The sequence below is a fragment of the Streptomyces sp. NPDC043876 genome (genome assembly GCF_056435825.1).
On record NZ_JBWKDV010000013.1, the window covers coordinates 105,482 to 120,023 of the forward strand.

Sequence of the window (14,542 nt, forward strand, 5' to 3'; positions counted from 1 at the left end):
ACAGCGGGGGCAGCGGAAGCCGCAGGCTCGGCGGCCGGCTTCGCCGCAGCAGGCGCCGCGGCAGCGGGGGCCGAGGAGGCCACAGGCTTCGGCTCGGCCGCGGCCACCGGCTCAGCCACCGGCTCCGGCTCAGCGGCAGCGCCCCGCACCGGCGGGTTCTTCGGGCCGCCCAGTTGGAGGCCCGCCATCCGGGTCCACTCGTACGGACCCGTCCGCACCCGCGCCGCCATCTCGCCGTCGAAGGCGTCCTGGAGCGTCAGGCCGGCCTGCTGCGCCGCGAGCTCGGCGCACGCGTGGTCGGGGGCCACCAGGTCGCCCCAGCCGCCGTCGGTGCCGACGAGCACGATCCGGGTGCCCGCCTGCCCGATGTAGGCGAGCTGGCCCTCGGCGCCGCCGTGGGCCGCCGCGAAGGCGCCGATCTGCTTGGCCAGCTTCGCCGCGGTACGGGCCCGCTTCTTGTCGCCGGTGGCCTCGGGAGTGACTGCTGCGGTATCTGCCATGACTGGCATGCTACCGGCGAGTAATCAACGGAGGAAGGGATCCACGGCCACCGCCACGAACAGCAGCGACACATAGGTGATCGACCAGTGGAACAGCCGCATCTCCTTGAGCTTCGCGCCCGTCACGCCGGACTTGGCCCGGGCGTGCAGCGCGTGCGCCTCCCACAGCCACCAGCCGCCGGCCAGCAGCGCCACGGAGGTGTAGAACCAGCCCGTGTAGCCCAGCGGGGTCAGCAGCAGCGAGACCGCCACCATCACCCAGCTGTAGAGGACGATCTGCCGCGCCACGACCCGGTTGCCCGCGACCACCGGCAGCATCGGTACGCCGACCCGCGCGTAGTCGTCCTTGACCTTCATCGACAGCGGCCAGTAGTGCGGCGGCGTCCAGAAGAAGATGACGAGGAAGAGGATGACGGCGGCCCACGAGACCTCGTTCTTGACCGCCGACCAGCCGATGAGCACCGGCATGCAGCCCGCGATCCCGCCCCACACGATGTTCTGCGAGGTGCGCCGCTTCAGCAGCATCGTGTAGACCACGACGTAGAAGAGGAGCGCACCGAGCGACAGCGCGGCGGACAGCCAGTTGACGAGCAGTCCGAAGAACAGGGTGGAGACCACCCCGAGCGAGATGCCGAAGACCAGGCATTCGCGCGGGCTGACCATGCCGGTCACCAGCGGCCGCTGCGCGGTCCGGTCCATCAGCGCGTCGATGTCGCGGTCGATGTACATGTTCAGCGCGTTCGCGCCGCCCGCGGACAGGTAGCCGCCGAAGCAGGTCACCAGGACCAGCCACAGCGACGGCACGCCCTGCTCGGCGAGGAACATCACCGGCACGGTCGTGATGAGCAGCAGCTCGATGATCCGCGGCTTGGTCAGCGCCACGAAGGCCATGGCCCGGGCCCCGAACGGCCGGTGACCGGATGAGGTACCGAGCACCCCCGCTGGACGGGATTCGACGGCCGTCACGCACACCCCTGACAGAGACTCCCAGCAAGCTCCGGGCGGGAAGGCCCGGTGAAGACTTGCGCGTACCACGCCACTGTAGACGTTGCCCTTGTGTCGCCCCGCGCGGGGGTCGCCCCGTGTTGGGCCGATCGCGGTGAACCCGGCGGGCCCGGGGGACGTGCCAAGGTGGTGACGGCGTGGTGGCACTCGAATAGCTGCACGCCGCGGCGAGGGTAGGCTCGGAATCGCGCCGGTGCACGGTACGTCACCGGGATTCGACATGTGGAGAGGAGCCCTGACCCACGGTGAGCACCAAGCCGACGACCACAGAGCTCGAGTGGACCGAACTGGACCAGCGCGCCGTTGACACGGCCCGCATCCTCGCCGCTGACGCGGTGCAGAAGGTCGGGAACGGCCACCCCGGGACGGCCATGAGCCTGGCCCCCGCCGCCTACACCCTCTTCCAGAAGGTGATGCGGCACGACCCGTCGGACCCCGACTGGGTCGGCCGGGACCGTTTCGTGCTCTCCGCGGGGCACTCGTCCCTCACCCTGTACACCCAGCTCTACCTGGCCGGTTTCGGCCTGGAGCTGGACGACCTCAAGGCGTTCCGCACCTGGGGTTCCAAGACCCCCGGCCACCCCGAGTACGGGCACACCGCGGGCGTCGAGACCACGACCGGCCCGCTGGGCCAGGGCGTGGCGAACGCCGTGGGCATGGCGATGGCCGCCCGGTACGAGCGCGGCCTGTTCGACCCGGAGGCCGCCCCCGGCACCTCCCCGTTCGACCACATGGTCTACGCGATCGCGGGCGACGGCTGCCTCCAGGAGGGCATCTCCGCGGAGGCCTCCTCGCTGGCCGGCCACCAGAAGCTCGGCAACCTCGTGCTGCTGTGGGACGACAACCACATCTCCATCGAGGGCGACACCGAGACGGCCGTCTCCGAGGACACCCTGGCGCGCTACGAGGCGTACGGCTGGCACGTCCAGCGCGTCGCCCAGCTGGAGAACGGCGACCTCGACCCGAAGGGCCTGTACGCCGCGCTCGCGGCCGCCAAGGCCGAGACGGAGCGCCCGTCCTTCATCGCCGCCCGCTCGATCATCGCCTGGCCCGCGCCGCACGCGCAGGGCACCGAGGCCGCGCACGGCTCGGCCCTCGGCGACGACGAGATCGCGGCCACCAAGGCCGTCCTCGGCTTCGACCCGGCCCGGACCTTCGAGGTGTCGGACGAGGTCATCGCGCACACCCGCAAGGCGCTGGACCGCGGCCGCGAGGCCAGGGCCGCGTGGGAGAAGGACTTCTCCGCCTGGCGCACCGCCAACCCGGAGCGCGCCGCCGAGTTCGACCGCATCCAGGCCAACGAGCTGCCCGCGGGCTGGGAAGACGAGATCCCCGTCTTCGAGACCGGCAAGAGCGTCGCCACCCGCGCCGCCTCGGGCAAGGTCCTCGGGGCGCTCGGCGCGGTCATCCCGGAGCTGTGGGGCGGCTCGGCCGACCTCGCGGGTTCGAACAACACCACCATCGACAAGGACTCCTCGTTCCTGCCGGTGGGCAACCCGCTGCCGGAGGCCGACCCGTACGGCCGCACCATCCACTTCGGCATCCGCGAGCACGCCATGGCCGCGGCCATGAACGGCATCACCCTGCACGGCCACACGCGTGTCTACGGCGGCACCTTCCTGGTGTTCTCCGACTACATGCGCAACGCCGTGCGCCTGTCCGCGCTGATGCACCTGCCGGTGACCTACGTGTGGACGCACGACTCCATCGGCCTCGGCGAGGACGGCCCGACGCACCAGCCGGTCGAGCACGTCGCCGCGCTGCGCGCGATCCCGGGCCTGAACGTGGTCCGCCCGGCCGACGCGAACGAGACCGCCATCGCCTGGCGCGAGATCCTGCGCCGCCACACCAAGGTGTACGGCAAGGGCGCGCCGCACGGCCTGGCGCTGACCCGCCAGGGCGTGCCGACGTACGACCGCAACGAGGACGCCGTCAAGGGCGGCTACGTGCTCTTCGAGGCCGAGGGCGGTCCCGCCGAGGTCGTCCTCATCGGCACCGGTTCCGAGGTCCAGCTCGCCGTCGCCGCGCGCGAGGCGCTGCAGGCCGAGGGCGTCCCGGCCCGTGTGGTCTCGATGCCCTGCGTCGAGTGGTTTGAAGAGCAGGACCAGGAGTACAAGGACAGTGTGCTGCCTCCCTCGGTGAAGGCGCGCGTCGCCGTCGAGGCCGGCATCGGCCTGACCTGGCACCGTTACGTGGGCGACGCGGGCCGGATCGTCTCGCTGGAGCACTTCGGTGCCTCGGCCGACGCGAAGGTGCTGTTCCGCGAGTTCGGCTTCACCCCGGAGGCCGTGACCGCGGCCGCCCGGGAATCGATCGCCGCCGCCGCGCGCTGACGCCCGTACAACACAAGTAGGAGATGCAATCCCATGACAGACGCACTCAAGCGCCTCTCCGACGAGGGCGTGGCGATCTGGCTGGACGACCTGTCCCGCAAGCGCATCACGTCCGGCAACCTGGCCGAGCTGATCGACCAGCAGCACGTGGTCGGTGTCACCACCAACCCGTCGATCTTCCAGAAGGCCATCAGCCAGGGCGACGGTTACGACCAGCAGCTCTCGGACCTCGCCGCCCGCAAGGTGACCGTCGAGGAAGCCATCCGGATGATCACGACGGCGGACGTCCGCGACGCCGCCGACATCCTGCGGCCGGTCTTCGACGCCACCGACGGCCAGGACGGCCGGGTCTCGATCGAGGTCGACCCGCGCCTGGCCCACAACACCAAGGCGACCACCGCCGAGGCCAAGCAGCTGGCCTGGCTGGTGGACCGCCCGAACACGCTCATCAAGATCCCGGCGACCATGGGCGGCCTGCCCGCGATCACCGAGGTCATCGGCCGGGGCATCAGCGTCAACGTCACGCTGATCTTCTCGCTGGAGCGCTACCGCCAGGTCATGGACGCCTACCTGGCGGGTCTGGAGAAGGCCAAGGCCGCGGGCCTGGACCTCTCCAAGATCCACTCGGTGGCCTCCTTCTTCGTGTCCCGCGTGGACTCGGAGATCGACAAGCGCCTCGACGCCATCGGCACCGACGAGGCCAAGGCCCTCAAGGGCAAGGCGGCGCTCGCCAACGCCCGTCTGGCCTACGAGGCCTACGAGGAGGTCTTCTCCTCCGAGCGCTGGGCGGCCCTGGACAAGGCGCACGCCAACAAGCAGCGTCCGCTGTGGGCCTCGACCGGCGTCAAGGACCCGGCCTACAAGGACACCCTGTACGTGGTGGACCTGGTCGCCCCCGGCACGGTCAACACCATGCCGGAGGCCACCCTGGAGGCCACCGCCGACCACGGCGAGGTCACCGGCGACACCATCCGCGGCACCTACGACCAGGCGCGCGCCGAGCTGGCCGCGGTCGCGAAGCTGGGCATCTCGTACGACGATGTGGTGCAGCTGCTCGAAGACGAGGGCGTCGAGAAGTTCGAGGCGTCCTGGAACGACCTGCTGAAGTCGACCGAGGCGGAGCTTGAGCGCCTCGCACCCACGGAGGCCTGAACACTTTGTCTGTGAACGGAGCGAACCCGCTTCGTGACGCACAGGACCGGCGGCTCCCGCGCATCGCGGGGCCGTCCGGCCTGGTCATTTTCGGCGTTACGGGTGACCTGTCGCGCAAGAAGCTGATGCCCGCCGTCTACGACCTGGCGAACCGCGGCCTGCTGCCGCCGGGTTTCTCGCTGATCGGCTTCGCCCGCCGCGAGTGGCAGGACGAGGATTTCGCACAGGAGGTGCACGACGCGGTCAAGCAGCACGCCCGCACGCCCTTCCGTGAGGAGGTCTGGCAGCAGCTGGTGCAGGGCTGCCGGTTCGTCCAGGGCGACTTCGACGACGACGAGGCGTTCGAGACGCTGAAGTCGACGATCGAGGAACTGGACAAGGCGCAGGGCACGGGCGGCAACTTCGCCTTCTACCTCTCCGTCCCGCCCAAGTTCTTCCCGAAGGTCGTCGCCCAGCTCAAGAAGCACGGGCTGGCGGACCAGAAGGAGGGCTCCTGGCGGCGCGCCGTCATCGAGAAGCCGTTCGGTCACGACCTGACCAGTGCCCAGGAGCTCAACCAGCTGGTGCACGACGTCTTCCCGCCCAACGAGGTCTTCCGGATCGACCACTACCTCGGCAAGGAGACCGTCCAGAACATCCTGGCGCTCCGCTTCGCGAACACGATGTTCGAGCCGATCTGGAACCGGTCGTACGTCGACCACGTGCAGATCACCATGGCCGAGGACATCGGCATCGGCGGCCGGGCCGGGTACTACGACGGCATCGGCGCCGCGCGCGACGTCATCCAGAACCACCTGCTCCAGCTGCTCGCGCTGACCGCGATGGAGGAGCCCGGCTCCTTCCACCCCAAGGCGCTGGTGGCGGAGAAGCTCAAGGTGCTCACCGCCGTCGAGCTGCCCGAGGACCTGGGCAAGCACACCGTGCGCGGCCAGTACTCGGCCGCGTGGCAGGGTGGCGAGAAGGTCGTCGGCTACCTCGAAGAGGACGGCATCGACCCCAAGTCGAAGACCGACACCTACGCCGCGATCCGCCTGGAGATCAACAACCGCCGCTGGGCGGGCGTGCCGTTCTACCTGCGGACGGGCAAGCGCCTGGGCCGCCGGGTGACGGAGATCGCGGTCGTCTTCAAGCGGGCCCCGTACCTGCCGTTCGAGTCGGGCGCGACCGAGGAGCTGGGGCAGAACGCCCTGGTCATCCGGGTCCAGCCGGACGAGGGCGTGACGGTGCGCTTCGGCTCCAAGGTTCCGGGCACCTCCATGGAGGTCCGGGACGTGACGATGGACTTCGCCTACGGCGAGTCCTTCACGGAGTCGAGCCCGGAGGCGTACGAGCGGCTGATCCTGGACGTGCTCCTGGGTGACGCCAACCTCTTCCCGCGCCACCAGGAGGTCGAGCTGTCCTGGAACATCCTCGACCCGATCGAGGAGTACTGGGACAAGCACGGCAAGCCCGCGCAGTACCCCTCGGGCACCTGGGGACCGGTCGAGGCGGACGAGATGCTCGCACGAGACGGACGGAGCTGGCGCCGGCCATGAAGATCGACCTCACGGAGACCACCTCCAGCAAGATCAACGCCGCGTTGGTGCAGGCGCGCCGGGACATCGGCACGCCCGCGATCGGCATGGTCCTGACGCTGGTGATCGTGACCGACGAGGAGAACGCGTACGACGCGCTCAAGTCGGCGAACGACGCGGCCCACGAGCACCCCTCGCGGATCATCGTCGTGATCAAGCGGGTCAGCCGTTCGCCCCGCAGCCGCCGCGACGCCCGGCTCGACGCGGAGATCCGCGTCGGGGCGGACTCCGGCACGGGCGAGACGGTGGTGCTGCGGCTGCACGGCGAGCTGGTGGACCACGCGCAGTCGGTGGTCCTCCCGCTGCTGCTGCCGGACGCCCCGGTGGTCGTGTGGTGGCCGCAGGGCGCGCCGCCGGACCTGGCGGGCGACCCGCTGGGGGCCCTGGGCCAGCGCCGGATCACGGACACCTACGCGTCCGAGGAGCCCATCGGGGCCCTCGCCACCCGGGCGGCCGCCTACGCGCCCGGCGACACGGACCTGTCCTGGACCCGGATCACGCCGTGGCGCTCGATGCTCGCGGCCGCGCTCGACCAGCAGAAGGCGCTGCGGATCGTGTCGGCGACGGTCGAGGGCGAGGACGAGAACCCGAGCTGCGAGCTGCTGGCCATGTGGCTGGCGGACCGCCTCCAGGTCCCCGTCAAGCGCACCCACTCCGAGGGCCCGGGCTTGACGGCCGTACGCCTGGCGACCAAGGACGGCGGCATCGTCCTGGACCGGGCGGACGGCTCGCTGGCGACGCTGTGCATGCCGGGGCAGCCCGACCGCGCGGTGGCGCTCAAGCGCCGCGACACGGCCGAGCTGCTGGCGGAGGAGCTGCGCCGGCTGGACCCGGACAACACCTACGAGTCCGCGCTGAAGTTCGGCGTGCACGGCCTGGACCACGGGTCTGCCGAGGTTCCGGCGGACGCCCCCGCGGCGCCCGCGGCCGAAGCCACCGCTAAGGCTCCGGCGGCGAAGTCCGCGGCCAAGCGTCCGGCCAAGCCGGGCTCGGCCGCACCGGCCGCGGCGAAGAAGTCCGCGGCCAAGTGAGCACGGCGCGGCGCCGTACGCATCCCCCGCACGGGGGCGCGTACGGCGCCGCGCCCGTTCCACCGCACGCTCCGCACTCCCCCGACACCGCACCCCCTCACCCGACCAAGAAGGCGGCACCAGCATGGGCATGACGACTCCTCAGGTCGTCGTCCACCGGGACAAGGAACTGATGGCGCAGGCCGCCGCGGCCCGGCTGATCACGAAGATCGTCGACGCCCAGGCCGCCCGCGGCACCGCGTCGGTCGTCCTGACCGGCGGCCGCAACGGCAACGGCCTGCTGGCCGCCCTCGCCGCCGCGCCCGCCCGGGACGCGGTCGACTGGGGCAGGCTGGACCTGTGGTGGGGCGACGAGCGCTACGTCCCGGCCGACGACCCCGAGCGCAACCACACCCAGGCCCGCGCCGCCCTGCTGGACGCCGTCCCCGTCGACCCCGCGCGCGTGCACGTCATGCCCGCCTCCGACGGTCCCCACGGATCGGACGTGGACGCGGCCGCCGCGGCCTACGCGCAGGAGCTGCGCGAGGCCGCCGCTCCCGAGGACCACGGCCCCGTGCCCCGGTTCGACGTGCTGATGCTGGGCGTGGGCCCGGACACGCACGTGGCGTCCCTCTTCCCGGAGCACCCCGCCGCCCGGGAGACCGAGCGCACGGTGGTCGGCGTGCACGGCGCGCCCAAGCCGCCGCCGACCCGGATCTCCCTCACCCTCCCGGCCATCCGGGCCGCCCGCGAGGTGTGGCTGCTCGCCGCCGGCGAGGACAAGGCGGGCGCGGTGGCCGTCGCGCTCGGCGGGGCGGGCGAGGTCCAGGCCCCGGCCGCCGCCGCGTACGGGCGCGCGCGCACCCTGTGGCTGCTCGACCGGGCGGCCGCAGCGAAGCTGCCCCCCGCGCTGTACCCCCCGGCCTCCGCCTGAGACGCCCCGCGCACACGGGAGCGCCCCGCACCGTCCGGTGCGGGGCGCTCTCGCGTCCGTACGGCCCCTGCGGGACCCCGCGGGAGTCAGCGGCCGCGCAGCTCGCGGTACGTGGCCACCAGGGCCCGCGTGGAGGCGTCCAGGCCGGGCACCTCCGCGCCCTCCACGAGGGCGGGCTCGATCCGCTTGGCCAGGACCTTGCCCAGCTCCACGCCCCACTGGTCGAAGGAGTCGATGTTCCACACCGCGCCCTGGACGAACACCTTGTGCTCGTAGAGCGCGATCAGCTGCCCGAGGACCGACGGGGACAGGTCCTGCGCCAGGATCGTGGTCGTCGGGTGGTTCCCGCGGAAGGTCTTGTGCGGGACGAGGTCTTCGGCGACGCCCTCCGCGCGGACCTCGTCCGGGGTCTTGCCGAAGGCCAGCGCCTGCGTCTGCGCGAAGAAGTTCGCCATCAGCAGGTCGTGCTGCGCGGCGAGATCCGGGGAGAGCGTCGGGACCGGGCGGGCGAAGCCGATGAAGTCCGCCGGGATCAGCTTCGTGCCCTGGTGGAGCAACTGGTAGTAGGCGTGCTGTCCGTTGGTGCCGGGCGTGCCCCACACCACGGGACCGGTCTGCCAGTCCACCGGCTCGCCCTGGCGGTCCACCGACTTGCCGTTGGACTCCATGTCCAGCTGCTGCAAGTACGCGGTGAAGCGCGAGAGGTAGTGGCTGTACGGGAGCACGGCGTGCGCCTGCGCGTCGTGGAAGTTGCCGTACCAGATCCCCAACAGGCCCATCAGGAGCGGGGCGTTCTGCTCCGGCGGGGCCGTGCGGAAGTGCTGGTCCATCGTGCGGAAGCCCTGGAGCATCTCGCGGAAGGCGTCCGGACCGATCGCGATCATCAGCGAGAGGCCGATGGCCGAGTCGAAGGAGTAGCGCCCGCCGACCCAGTCCCAGAACTCGAACATGTTCTCCGGGTCGATGCCGAAGCCGGTGACCTTCTCGGCGTTGGTCGACAGGGCGACGAAGTGCCGTGCCACGGCGCTCTCGTCGCCGCCGAGGCCCGCGAGCAGCCAGGCCCGCGCCGAGGTGGCGTTGGTGATGGTCTCGATGGTGGTGAAGGTCTTCGAGGCGACGATGAAGAGGGTCTCGGCCGGGTCCAGGCCCTGGAGCGCCTCGTGCAGGTCGGCGCCGTCCACGTTGGAGACGAAGCGCAGGTTCAGCTGCCGGTCGGCGAAGGCGCGCAGCGCCTCGTACGCCATGGCCGGACCCAGGTCGGAACCGCCGATGCCGATGTTGACGACGTTCTTGATGCGCTTGCCGGTGGCGCCGAGCCACTCCCCCGACCTGACGCGGTCGGCGAAGTTCCCCATCTTGGCCAGGACCGCGTGGACGGCGGGGACGACGTTCTCCCCGTCGACCTCGACGACGTCCTGCGGCGCGGCGCGCAGCGCGGTGTGCAGGACCGCGCGGTCCTCGGTCGTGTTGATCTTCTCGCCGCGGAACATGCGCTCGCGCAGCTGCTCCACGCCGGTGGCCGCCGCCAGTTCGCGCAGCAGCCGGAGCGTCTCGTCGGTCACGAGGTGCTTGGAGTAATCGATGTGCAGGTCGCCGGCCCGCAGGGTGTAGCCGGTGCCGCGGCCCGGGTCGGATTCGAACAGCTCCCGCAGATGCGTCTGCCCCAGCTCTTCCCGGTGCTTGCCGAGTGCCAGCCACTCCGGCGTCCGGTGGAGCCTCGTACGTCCGTCTGCGTTCATCTCGGACATCAACCCACTTCTTCCGTCCTGTTGTGCCCCGCCGTACTCCAACCTAAGGGATCGGAAGCCGGGCCGGACAACTGACACAAAGGGGCCCGGCCCGCGGAAGAAGATCTTCCGCGGGCCGGGCCCGATGTCGTGGGGTGGTGCGGCTCAGATCTCGCCGCGCAGCTTGGCGAGGGCCTCGGCGAGGATCGCCTCGCCGTCCGCGTCCGTGCGCCGCTCCCGTACGTACGCCAGGTGCGTCTTGTACGGCTCGGTGCGCGGGGGCGCCGGAGGGCTGTCCCGGTCCTGGCCCGCGGGGAACCCGCAGCGCGGGCAGTCCCAGGTGTCCGGCACCTGCGCGTCGCTGGCGAAGCTGGGCTGCGTCTCGTGCCCGTTCGAGCACCAGAAGGAGATGCGCAGGCGGGGCGCGGACTCGCCGCGCTCGGCCTCGCCCATCGGCCCCGCTCCGACCCGACTTCCACGGATCGCGTTGCCACTTGCCACGGTCGTAACTCCCTGCGTGATGGTGCCGCGAAGCGTGAATGGAATTCCGCTGCGGGCGCCCCAGTCTACGTAAGGCCCAACGCGCGTCCAGTGACCGGAGTTACTACTTCCGGAGTAGGGGCGCGGACCTCATGATAGATCGGGTGGAGCCTGCCTGACCGCCGAAAGGGCCGGATCGTTCAGTTGCCCTGCGACTTCATCAGCAGACCGAGCGCGACGATGCACGCGAACCAGAGCAGGCCGATCACCATCGTGATGCGGTCGAGGTTGCGCTCGGCGACCGAGGAGCCGCCGACGGAGGACTGCATGCCGCCACCGAACATGTCGGAGAGGCCGCCGCCCTTGCCCTTGTGCATCAGCACCAGGAGCATCAGCAGCAGGCTGAAGACGACCAGGGCGATCGAGAACCCCATAATCACGGCTGATTCCTACTTTCTGACATTCCCTGGTGTGCTGTGAACCCCGACGGGGGCCGGTGACTGTCGCTCCAGCCTCCGGCCCCCGCAAGGGTACGACGGATCCGTCCTAGCGCATACTCGCTGCGACGATCAAGGTGCTCACTGGTCGCGGAAGCGGACGATCTTGACGAACTCGTCGGCGTCCAGGGCCGCGCCGCCGATCAGGGCGCCGTCGACGTCGGGCTGCGCCATGATCGCGGCGATGTTGCCGGACTTGACGGAGCCGCCGTACTGGATGCGGACCTTGTCGGCCAGCTCCTGCGAGTACAGCTCCGCGAGGCGGGTGCGGATCGCCCCGCAGACCTCCTGCGCGTCCTCGGGGGTGGCGACCTCACCGGTGCCGATCGCCCAGACGGGCTCGTACGCGATGACGATGGACTCGACCTGCTCCGCCGGGATGCCCGCGAGGCCGCCGTCGAGCTGGGCGAGGGTGTACTCGACCTGCTGACCGGCCTTGCGGACCTCCAGGCCCTCGCCGACGCACAGGATCGGGGTGAGCCCGTTCGCGTAGGCGGCCTTGACCTTGGCGTTGCAGAGCTCGTCGCTCTCGCCGTGGTACTGGCGGCGCTCGCTGTGGCCGACGGCCACGAAGGTGCACTTGAGCTTCGCGAGCATCGCGCCGGAGATCTCCCCGGTGTACGCGCCGGACTCGTGCGCCGAGATGTCCTGGGCGCCGTACTTGATCTTCAGCTTGTCGCCGTCGACCAGGGTCTGGACCGACCGCAGGTCGACGAAGGGCGGCAGGACCGCGACCTCGACGGCGTCGTAGTCCTTGTCGGTGAGCGCGAAGGCGAGCTTCTGGGTGTGCGCGATGGCCTCGAGGTGGTTGAGGTTCATCTTCCAGTTGCCGGCCATGAGCGGGGTGCGCGTGGTCATACGGGGTCAGACCTCCAGAGCGGCGATGCCGGGGAGCGTCTTGCCCTCGAGGTATTCGAGGGACGCGCCGCCACCGGTCGAGATGTGGCCGAACTTCGTCTCGTCGAAGCCCAGGTTGCGGACGGCCGCGGCGGAGTCGCCGCCGCCGACCACGGTGAAGCCCTTGCTGTCGAGCAGGGCCTGCGCGACGGCGGCGGTGCCGCCCGCGTAGTCGGGATGCTCGGCGACGCCGACCGGACCGTTCCAGAAGACGGTCTCGGCGTCGACGATCTTCGAGGCGAACAGCTCGCGGCTCTTGGGGCCGATGTCCAGGCCCTCCTGGTCCGCGGGGATCTTGTCCGCGTCGACGACCTCGAAGGTGGCCGGGGCCTTGGTCTTGAGGTCGGGGAAGTCCGTGGAGACGAGCACGTCGACCGGCAGGACCAGCTCGACGCCGTTCTTCTCCGCGCGCTCCATGTACTCCAGCACCACCGGGATCTGGTCCTCCTGGAGGAGGGAGATGCCGACCTCGTGGCCCTGGGCCTTGAGGAAGGTGTAGGCCATGCCGCCACCGATGAGCAGGCGGTCGGCCTTGCCGAGGAGCTCGTCGATGACGGCGAGCTTGTCGGAGACCTTCGCGCCGCCGAGGATCACCGTGTACGGGCGCTGGACGTCCGTGGTCAGCTTCTTCAGGACGGCGACCTCGGTCGCGATCAGGTAGCCGGCCGCGTGCGGGAGGCGCGCGGGCAGGTCGAAGACCGAGGCGTGCTTGCGGTGGACGGCGCCGAAGCCGTCGCCGACGTAGACGTCGGCCAGCTCCGCGAGCCGGTCCGCGAAGGCGCCGCGCTCGGCGTCGTCCTTCGCGGTCTCACCGGCGTTGAAGCGCAGGTTCTCGATGACGGCGACCTGGCCGTCGGCGAGGGCGGCGACCGTCTCCTTGGCGGAGGCGCCGACGGTGTCGGTCGCGAAGGCCACGTCCTGGCCGAGCAGCTCACCGAGCCGGGCGGCGGCGGGGGCCAGCGAGAAGGCCGGGTCCGGCGCGCCCTTGGGGCGGCCGAGGTGGGACGCGACGATGACGCGGGCGCCGGCGGCGGCGAGCTTCGCGATCGTCGGCTGGACGGCGCGGATGCGGCCGTCGTCGGTGATCTCGGTGCCGGCGAGCGGCACGTTCAGGTCGGCGCGGACGAAGACCCGCTTGCCGGAGACGCCCTCGGCGAGAAGTTCGTCGATCGTCTTCATGTGTATTTCTACTCCTTATCCCCATACATGGCTTTCGCCTGTGCGGAGCGAGAGGTACGAGGCAAGCAACAGGGCCCGCACAGCGCTTCATCGCGCTGCCCGAGCCCTGATGCTTCACATCGCGGTGCCTGCCCTGAAGATTAGAGCTGGCCGCCGACGAAGACGGTGAGGTCGACGAGACGGTTGGAGTAACCCCACTCGTTGTCGTACCAGCCGATGACCTTGACGCTCTTGCCCTGGACCATGGTGAGGGAAGAGTCGAAGGTGCAGGAGAACGGCCAGTTCACGATGTCGGAGGAGACGATCGCGTCCTCGGTGTAGTCGAGGATGCCCTTCAGCTGGCCCTGGGAGGCCTTCAGGAAGGCGGCGTTGACCTCTTCCTTCGTGGTCTCGCGCTCCAGCTCGATCACCAGGTCGGTCACGGAACCGGTCGGGACCGGGACGCGCATCGCGATGCCGTCGAGCTTGCCGGCCAGCTCCGGGATGACCAGCGCGGTGGCCTTGGCGGCACCGGTGGTGGTCGGGATGATGTTCTCGGCGGCGGCGCGGGCGCGGCGCAGGTCCGAGTGCGGGAAGTCCAGGATGCGCTGGTCGTTCGTGTACGCGTGGACCGTCGTCATCATGCCCTTGACGATGCCGAAGTTCTCCAGGAGGACCTTGGCCATCGGCGCCACGCAGTTGGTGGTGCAGGAGGCGTTGGAGATGACGTGGTGGTTGGCCGCGTCGTACTTCTCCTGGTTGACGCCCATCACGATCGTGATGTCCTCGTCCTTGGCCGGAGCCGAGATGAGGACCTTCTTCGCGCCCGCGGCGATGTGCTTGGCGGCGTCGGCCTTCTTCGTGAAGATGCCGGTCGACTCGATGACGATGTCGGCGCCCAGCTCGCCCCAGGGGAGGTTCGCGGGGTCGCGCTCGGCGAAGGTCTTGAAGGTGTTGCCACCGACCGTGATGGTGTCGTCGGTGTGGGAGACCTCGGCCTTGAGGCGGCCCAGGATGGTGTCGTACTTGAGCAGGTGCACCAGGGTCGCGTTGTCAGTCAGGTCGTTGACACCGACGATCTCGATGTCCGCTCCCTGCTCCAGGAGCGCCCGGAAGTAGTTGCGGCCAATTCGGCCAAAACCATTGATGCCTACGCGGATCGTCACGAACCGATCTCCTCGTTGGTGCGCCGGCCTGTCCGCCGGCGAGCTGTATGGGATGTCCCCGACCGCTTATGACCCTACCTCTCCGTGAGCTTGGGGGTGACATCGGAAG

12 protein-coding genes and 1 pseudogene are annotated in these 14,542 nt (G+C 70.3%); 5 read left to right on the forward strand and 8 right to left on the reverse strand.

The genetic code is table 11. The features are described 5' to 3' along the window. Positions 1 to 155: 155 nt before the first annotated feature. A pseudogene (locus AC0693_RS32780) lies at positions 156 to 500 on the reverse strand (hypothetical protein); the annotation flags it as partial. A 24-nt stretch (positions 501 to 524) separates the two neighbouring features. After that, the gene (locus tag AC0693_RS32785) at positions 525 to 1,466 is read right to left on the reverse strand and encodes a heme o synthase (protein WP_356409243.1); all 942 of its coding nucleotides are present in this window, start codon (positions 1,464 to 1,466) and stop codon (positions 525 to 527) included. Between the two features lie 284 nt (positions 1,467 to 1,750). Between AC0693_RS32785 and tkt the strand changes: the two genes are divergently transcribed. The 5 genes from tkt (at position 1,751) to pgl (ending at position 8,508) form a co-directional block, all read left to right on the forward strand. Beyond that, entirely contained in the window at positions 1,751 to 3,838 is a 2,088-nt protein-coding gene (tkt, locus tag AC0693_RS32790; RefSeq protein ID WP_469337758.1) for a transketolase, read from the forward strand. A 33-nt stretch (positions 3,839 to 3,871) separates the two neighbouring features. Beyond that, positions 3,872 to 4,990, forward strand: coding sequence for a transaldolase (tal, locus tag AC0693_RS32795; RefSeq protein WP_468467374.1), 1,119 nt, complete (start codon positions 3,872 to 3,874; stop codon positions 4,988 to 4,990). 5 nt (positions 4,991 to 4,995) lie between these two features. Next, on the forward strand, positions 4,996 to 6,525 hold the full coding sequence (gene zwf, locus AC0693_RS32800; protein WP_469319259.1) for a glucose-6-phosphate dehydrogenase: 1,530 nt from the start codon (positions 4,996 to 4,998) through the stop codon (positions 6,523 to 6,525). Further along, positions 6,522 to 7,595, forward strand: a complete 1,074-nt coding sequence (opcA, locus tag AC0693_RS32805) for a glucose-6-phosphate dehydrogenase assembly protein OpcA (RefSeq protein ID WP_469337762.1) — start codon at positions 6,522 to 6,524, stop codon at positions 7,593 to 7,595. The genes zwf and opcA overlap by 4 nt, the downstream gene beginning before the upstream one ends. Positions 7,596 to 7,725: 130 nt before the next feature. After that, positions 7,726 to 8,508, forward strand: coding sequence for a 6-phosphogluconolactonase (gene pgl, locus AC0693_RS32810; RefSeq protein ID WP_469321094.1), 783 nt, complete (start codon positions 7,726 to 7,728; stop codon positions 8,506 to 8,508). Between the two features lie 86 nt (positions 8,509 to 8,594). Here pgl and pgi read toward each other — a convergent pair whose 3' ends face one another. The 6 genes from pgi to gap form a co-directional block, all read right to left on the reverse strand. Beyond that, complete coding sequence (gene pgi, locus AC0693_RS32815) at positions 8,595 to 10,247, reverse strand: glucose-6-phosphate isomerase (protein ID WP_469337933.1); 1,653 nt, start codon at positions 10,245 to 10,247, stop codon at positions 8,595 to 8,597. A 153-nt stretch (positions 10,248 to 10,400) separates the two neighbouring features. Beyond that, entirely contained in the window at positions 10,401 to 10,736 is a 336-nt protein-coding gene (locus tag AC0693_RS32820; protein ID WP_008741068.1) for an RNA polymerase-binding protein RbpA, read from the reverse strand. A gap of 179 nt (positions 10,737 to 10,915) precedes the next feature. After that, positions 10,916 to 11,155 (reverse strand): preprotein translocase subunit SecG, encoded by a 240-nt coding sequence (gene secG, locus AC0693_RS32825; protein WP_356409259.1) that lies wholly within the window; start codon positions 11,153 to 11,155, stop codon positions 10,916 to 10,918. Positions 11,156 to 11,293: 138 nt separating this feature from the next. Continuing rightward, positions 11,294 to 12,070 (reverse strand): triose-phosphate isomerase, encoded by a 777-nt coding sequence (gene tpiA / locus AC0693_RS32830; protein WP_356409262.1) that lies wholly within the window; start codon positions 12,068 to 12,070, stop codon positions 11,294 to 11,296. Positions 12,071 to 12,076: 6 nt separating this feature from the next. Further along, positions 12,077 to 13,288 (reverse strand): phosphoglycerate kinase, encoded by a 1,212-nt coding sequence (locus tag AC0693_RS32835; protein ID WP_356409265.1) that lies wholly within the window; start codon positions 13,286 to 13,288, stop codon positions 12,077 to 12,079. Positions 13,289 to 13,428: 140 nt separating this feature from the next. Continuing rightward, entirely contained in the window at positions 13,429 to 14,433 is a 1,005-nt protein-coding gene (gene gap, locus AC0693_RS32840; RefSeq protein WP_351046250.1) for a type I glyceraldehyde-3-phosphate dehydrogenase, read from the reverse strand. Positions 14,434 to 14,542 lie beyond the last annotated feature (109 nt).

Excerpts from the sequence above, each read along its gene's own strand:
- tal (WP_468467374.1), top strand. The coding sequence starts at position 3,872 with ATGACAGACGCACTCAAGCGCCTCTCCGACGAGGGCGTGGCGATCTGG.
- opcA (WP_469337762.1), top strand. The coding sequence starts at position 6,522 with ATGAAGATCGACCTCACGGAGACCACCTCCAGCAAGATCAACGCCGCG.
- pgl (WP_469321094.1), top strand. The coding sequence starts at position 7,726 with ATGACGACTCCTCAGGTCGTCGTCCACCGGGACAAGGAACTGATGGCG.
- pgi (WP_469337933.1), bottom strand. The coding sequence starts at position 10,247 with ATGAACGCAGACGGACGTACGAGGCTCCACCGGACGCCGGAGTGGCTG.
- tpiA (WP_356409262.1), bottom strand. The coding sequence starts at position 12,070 with ATGACCACGCGCACCCCGCTCATGGCCGGCAACTGGAAGATGAACCTC.
- AC0693_RS32835 (WP_356409265.1), bottom strand. The coding sequence starts at position 13,288 with ATGAAGACGATCGACGAACTTCTCGCCGAGGGCGTCTCCGGCAAGCGG.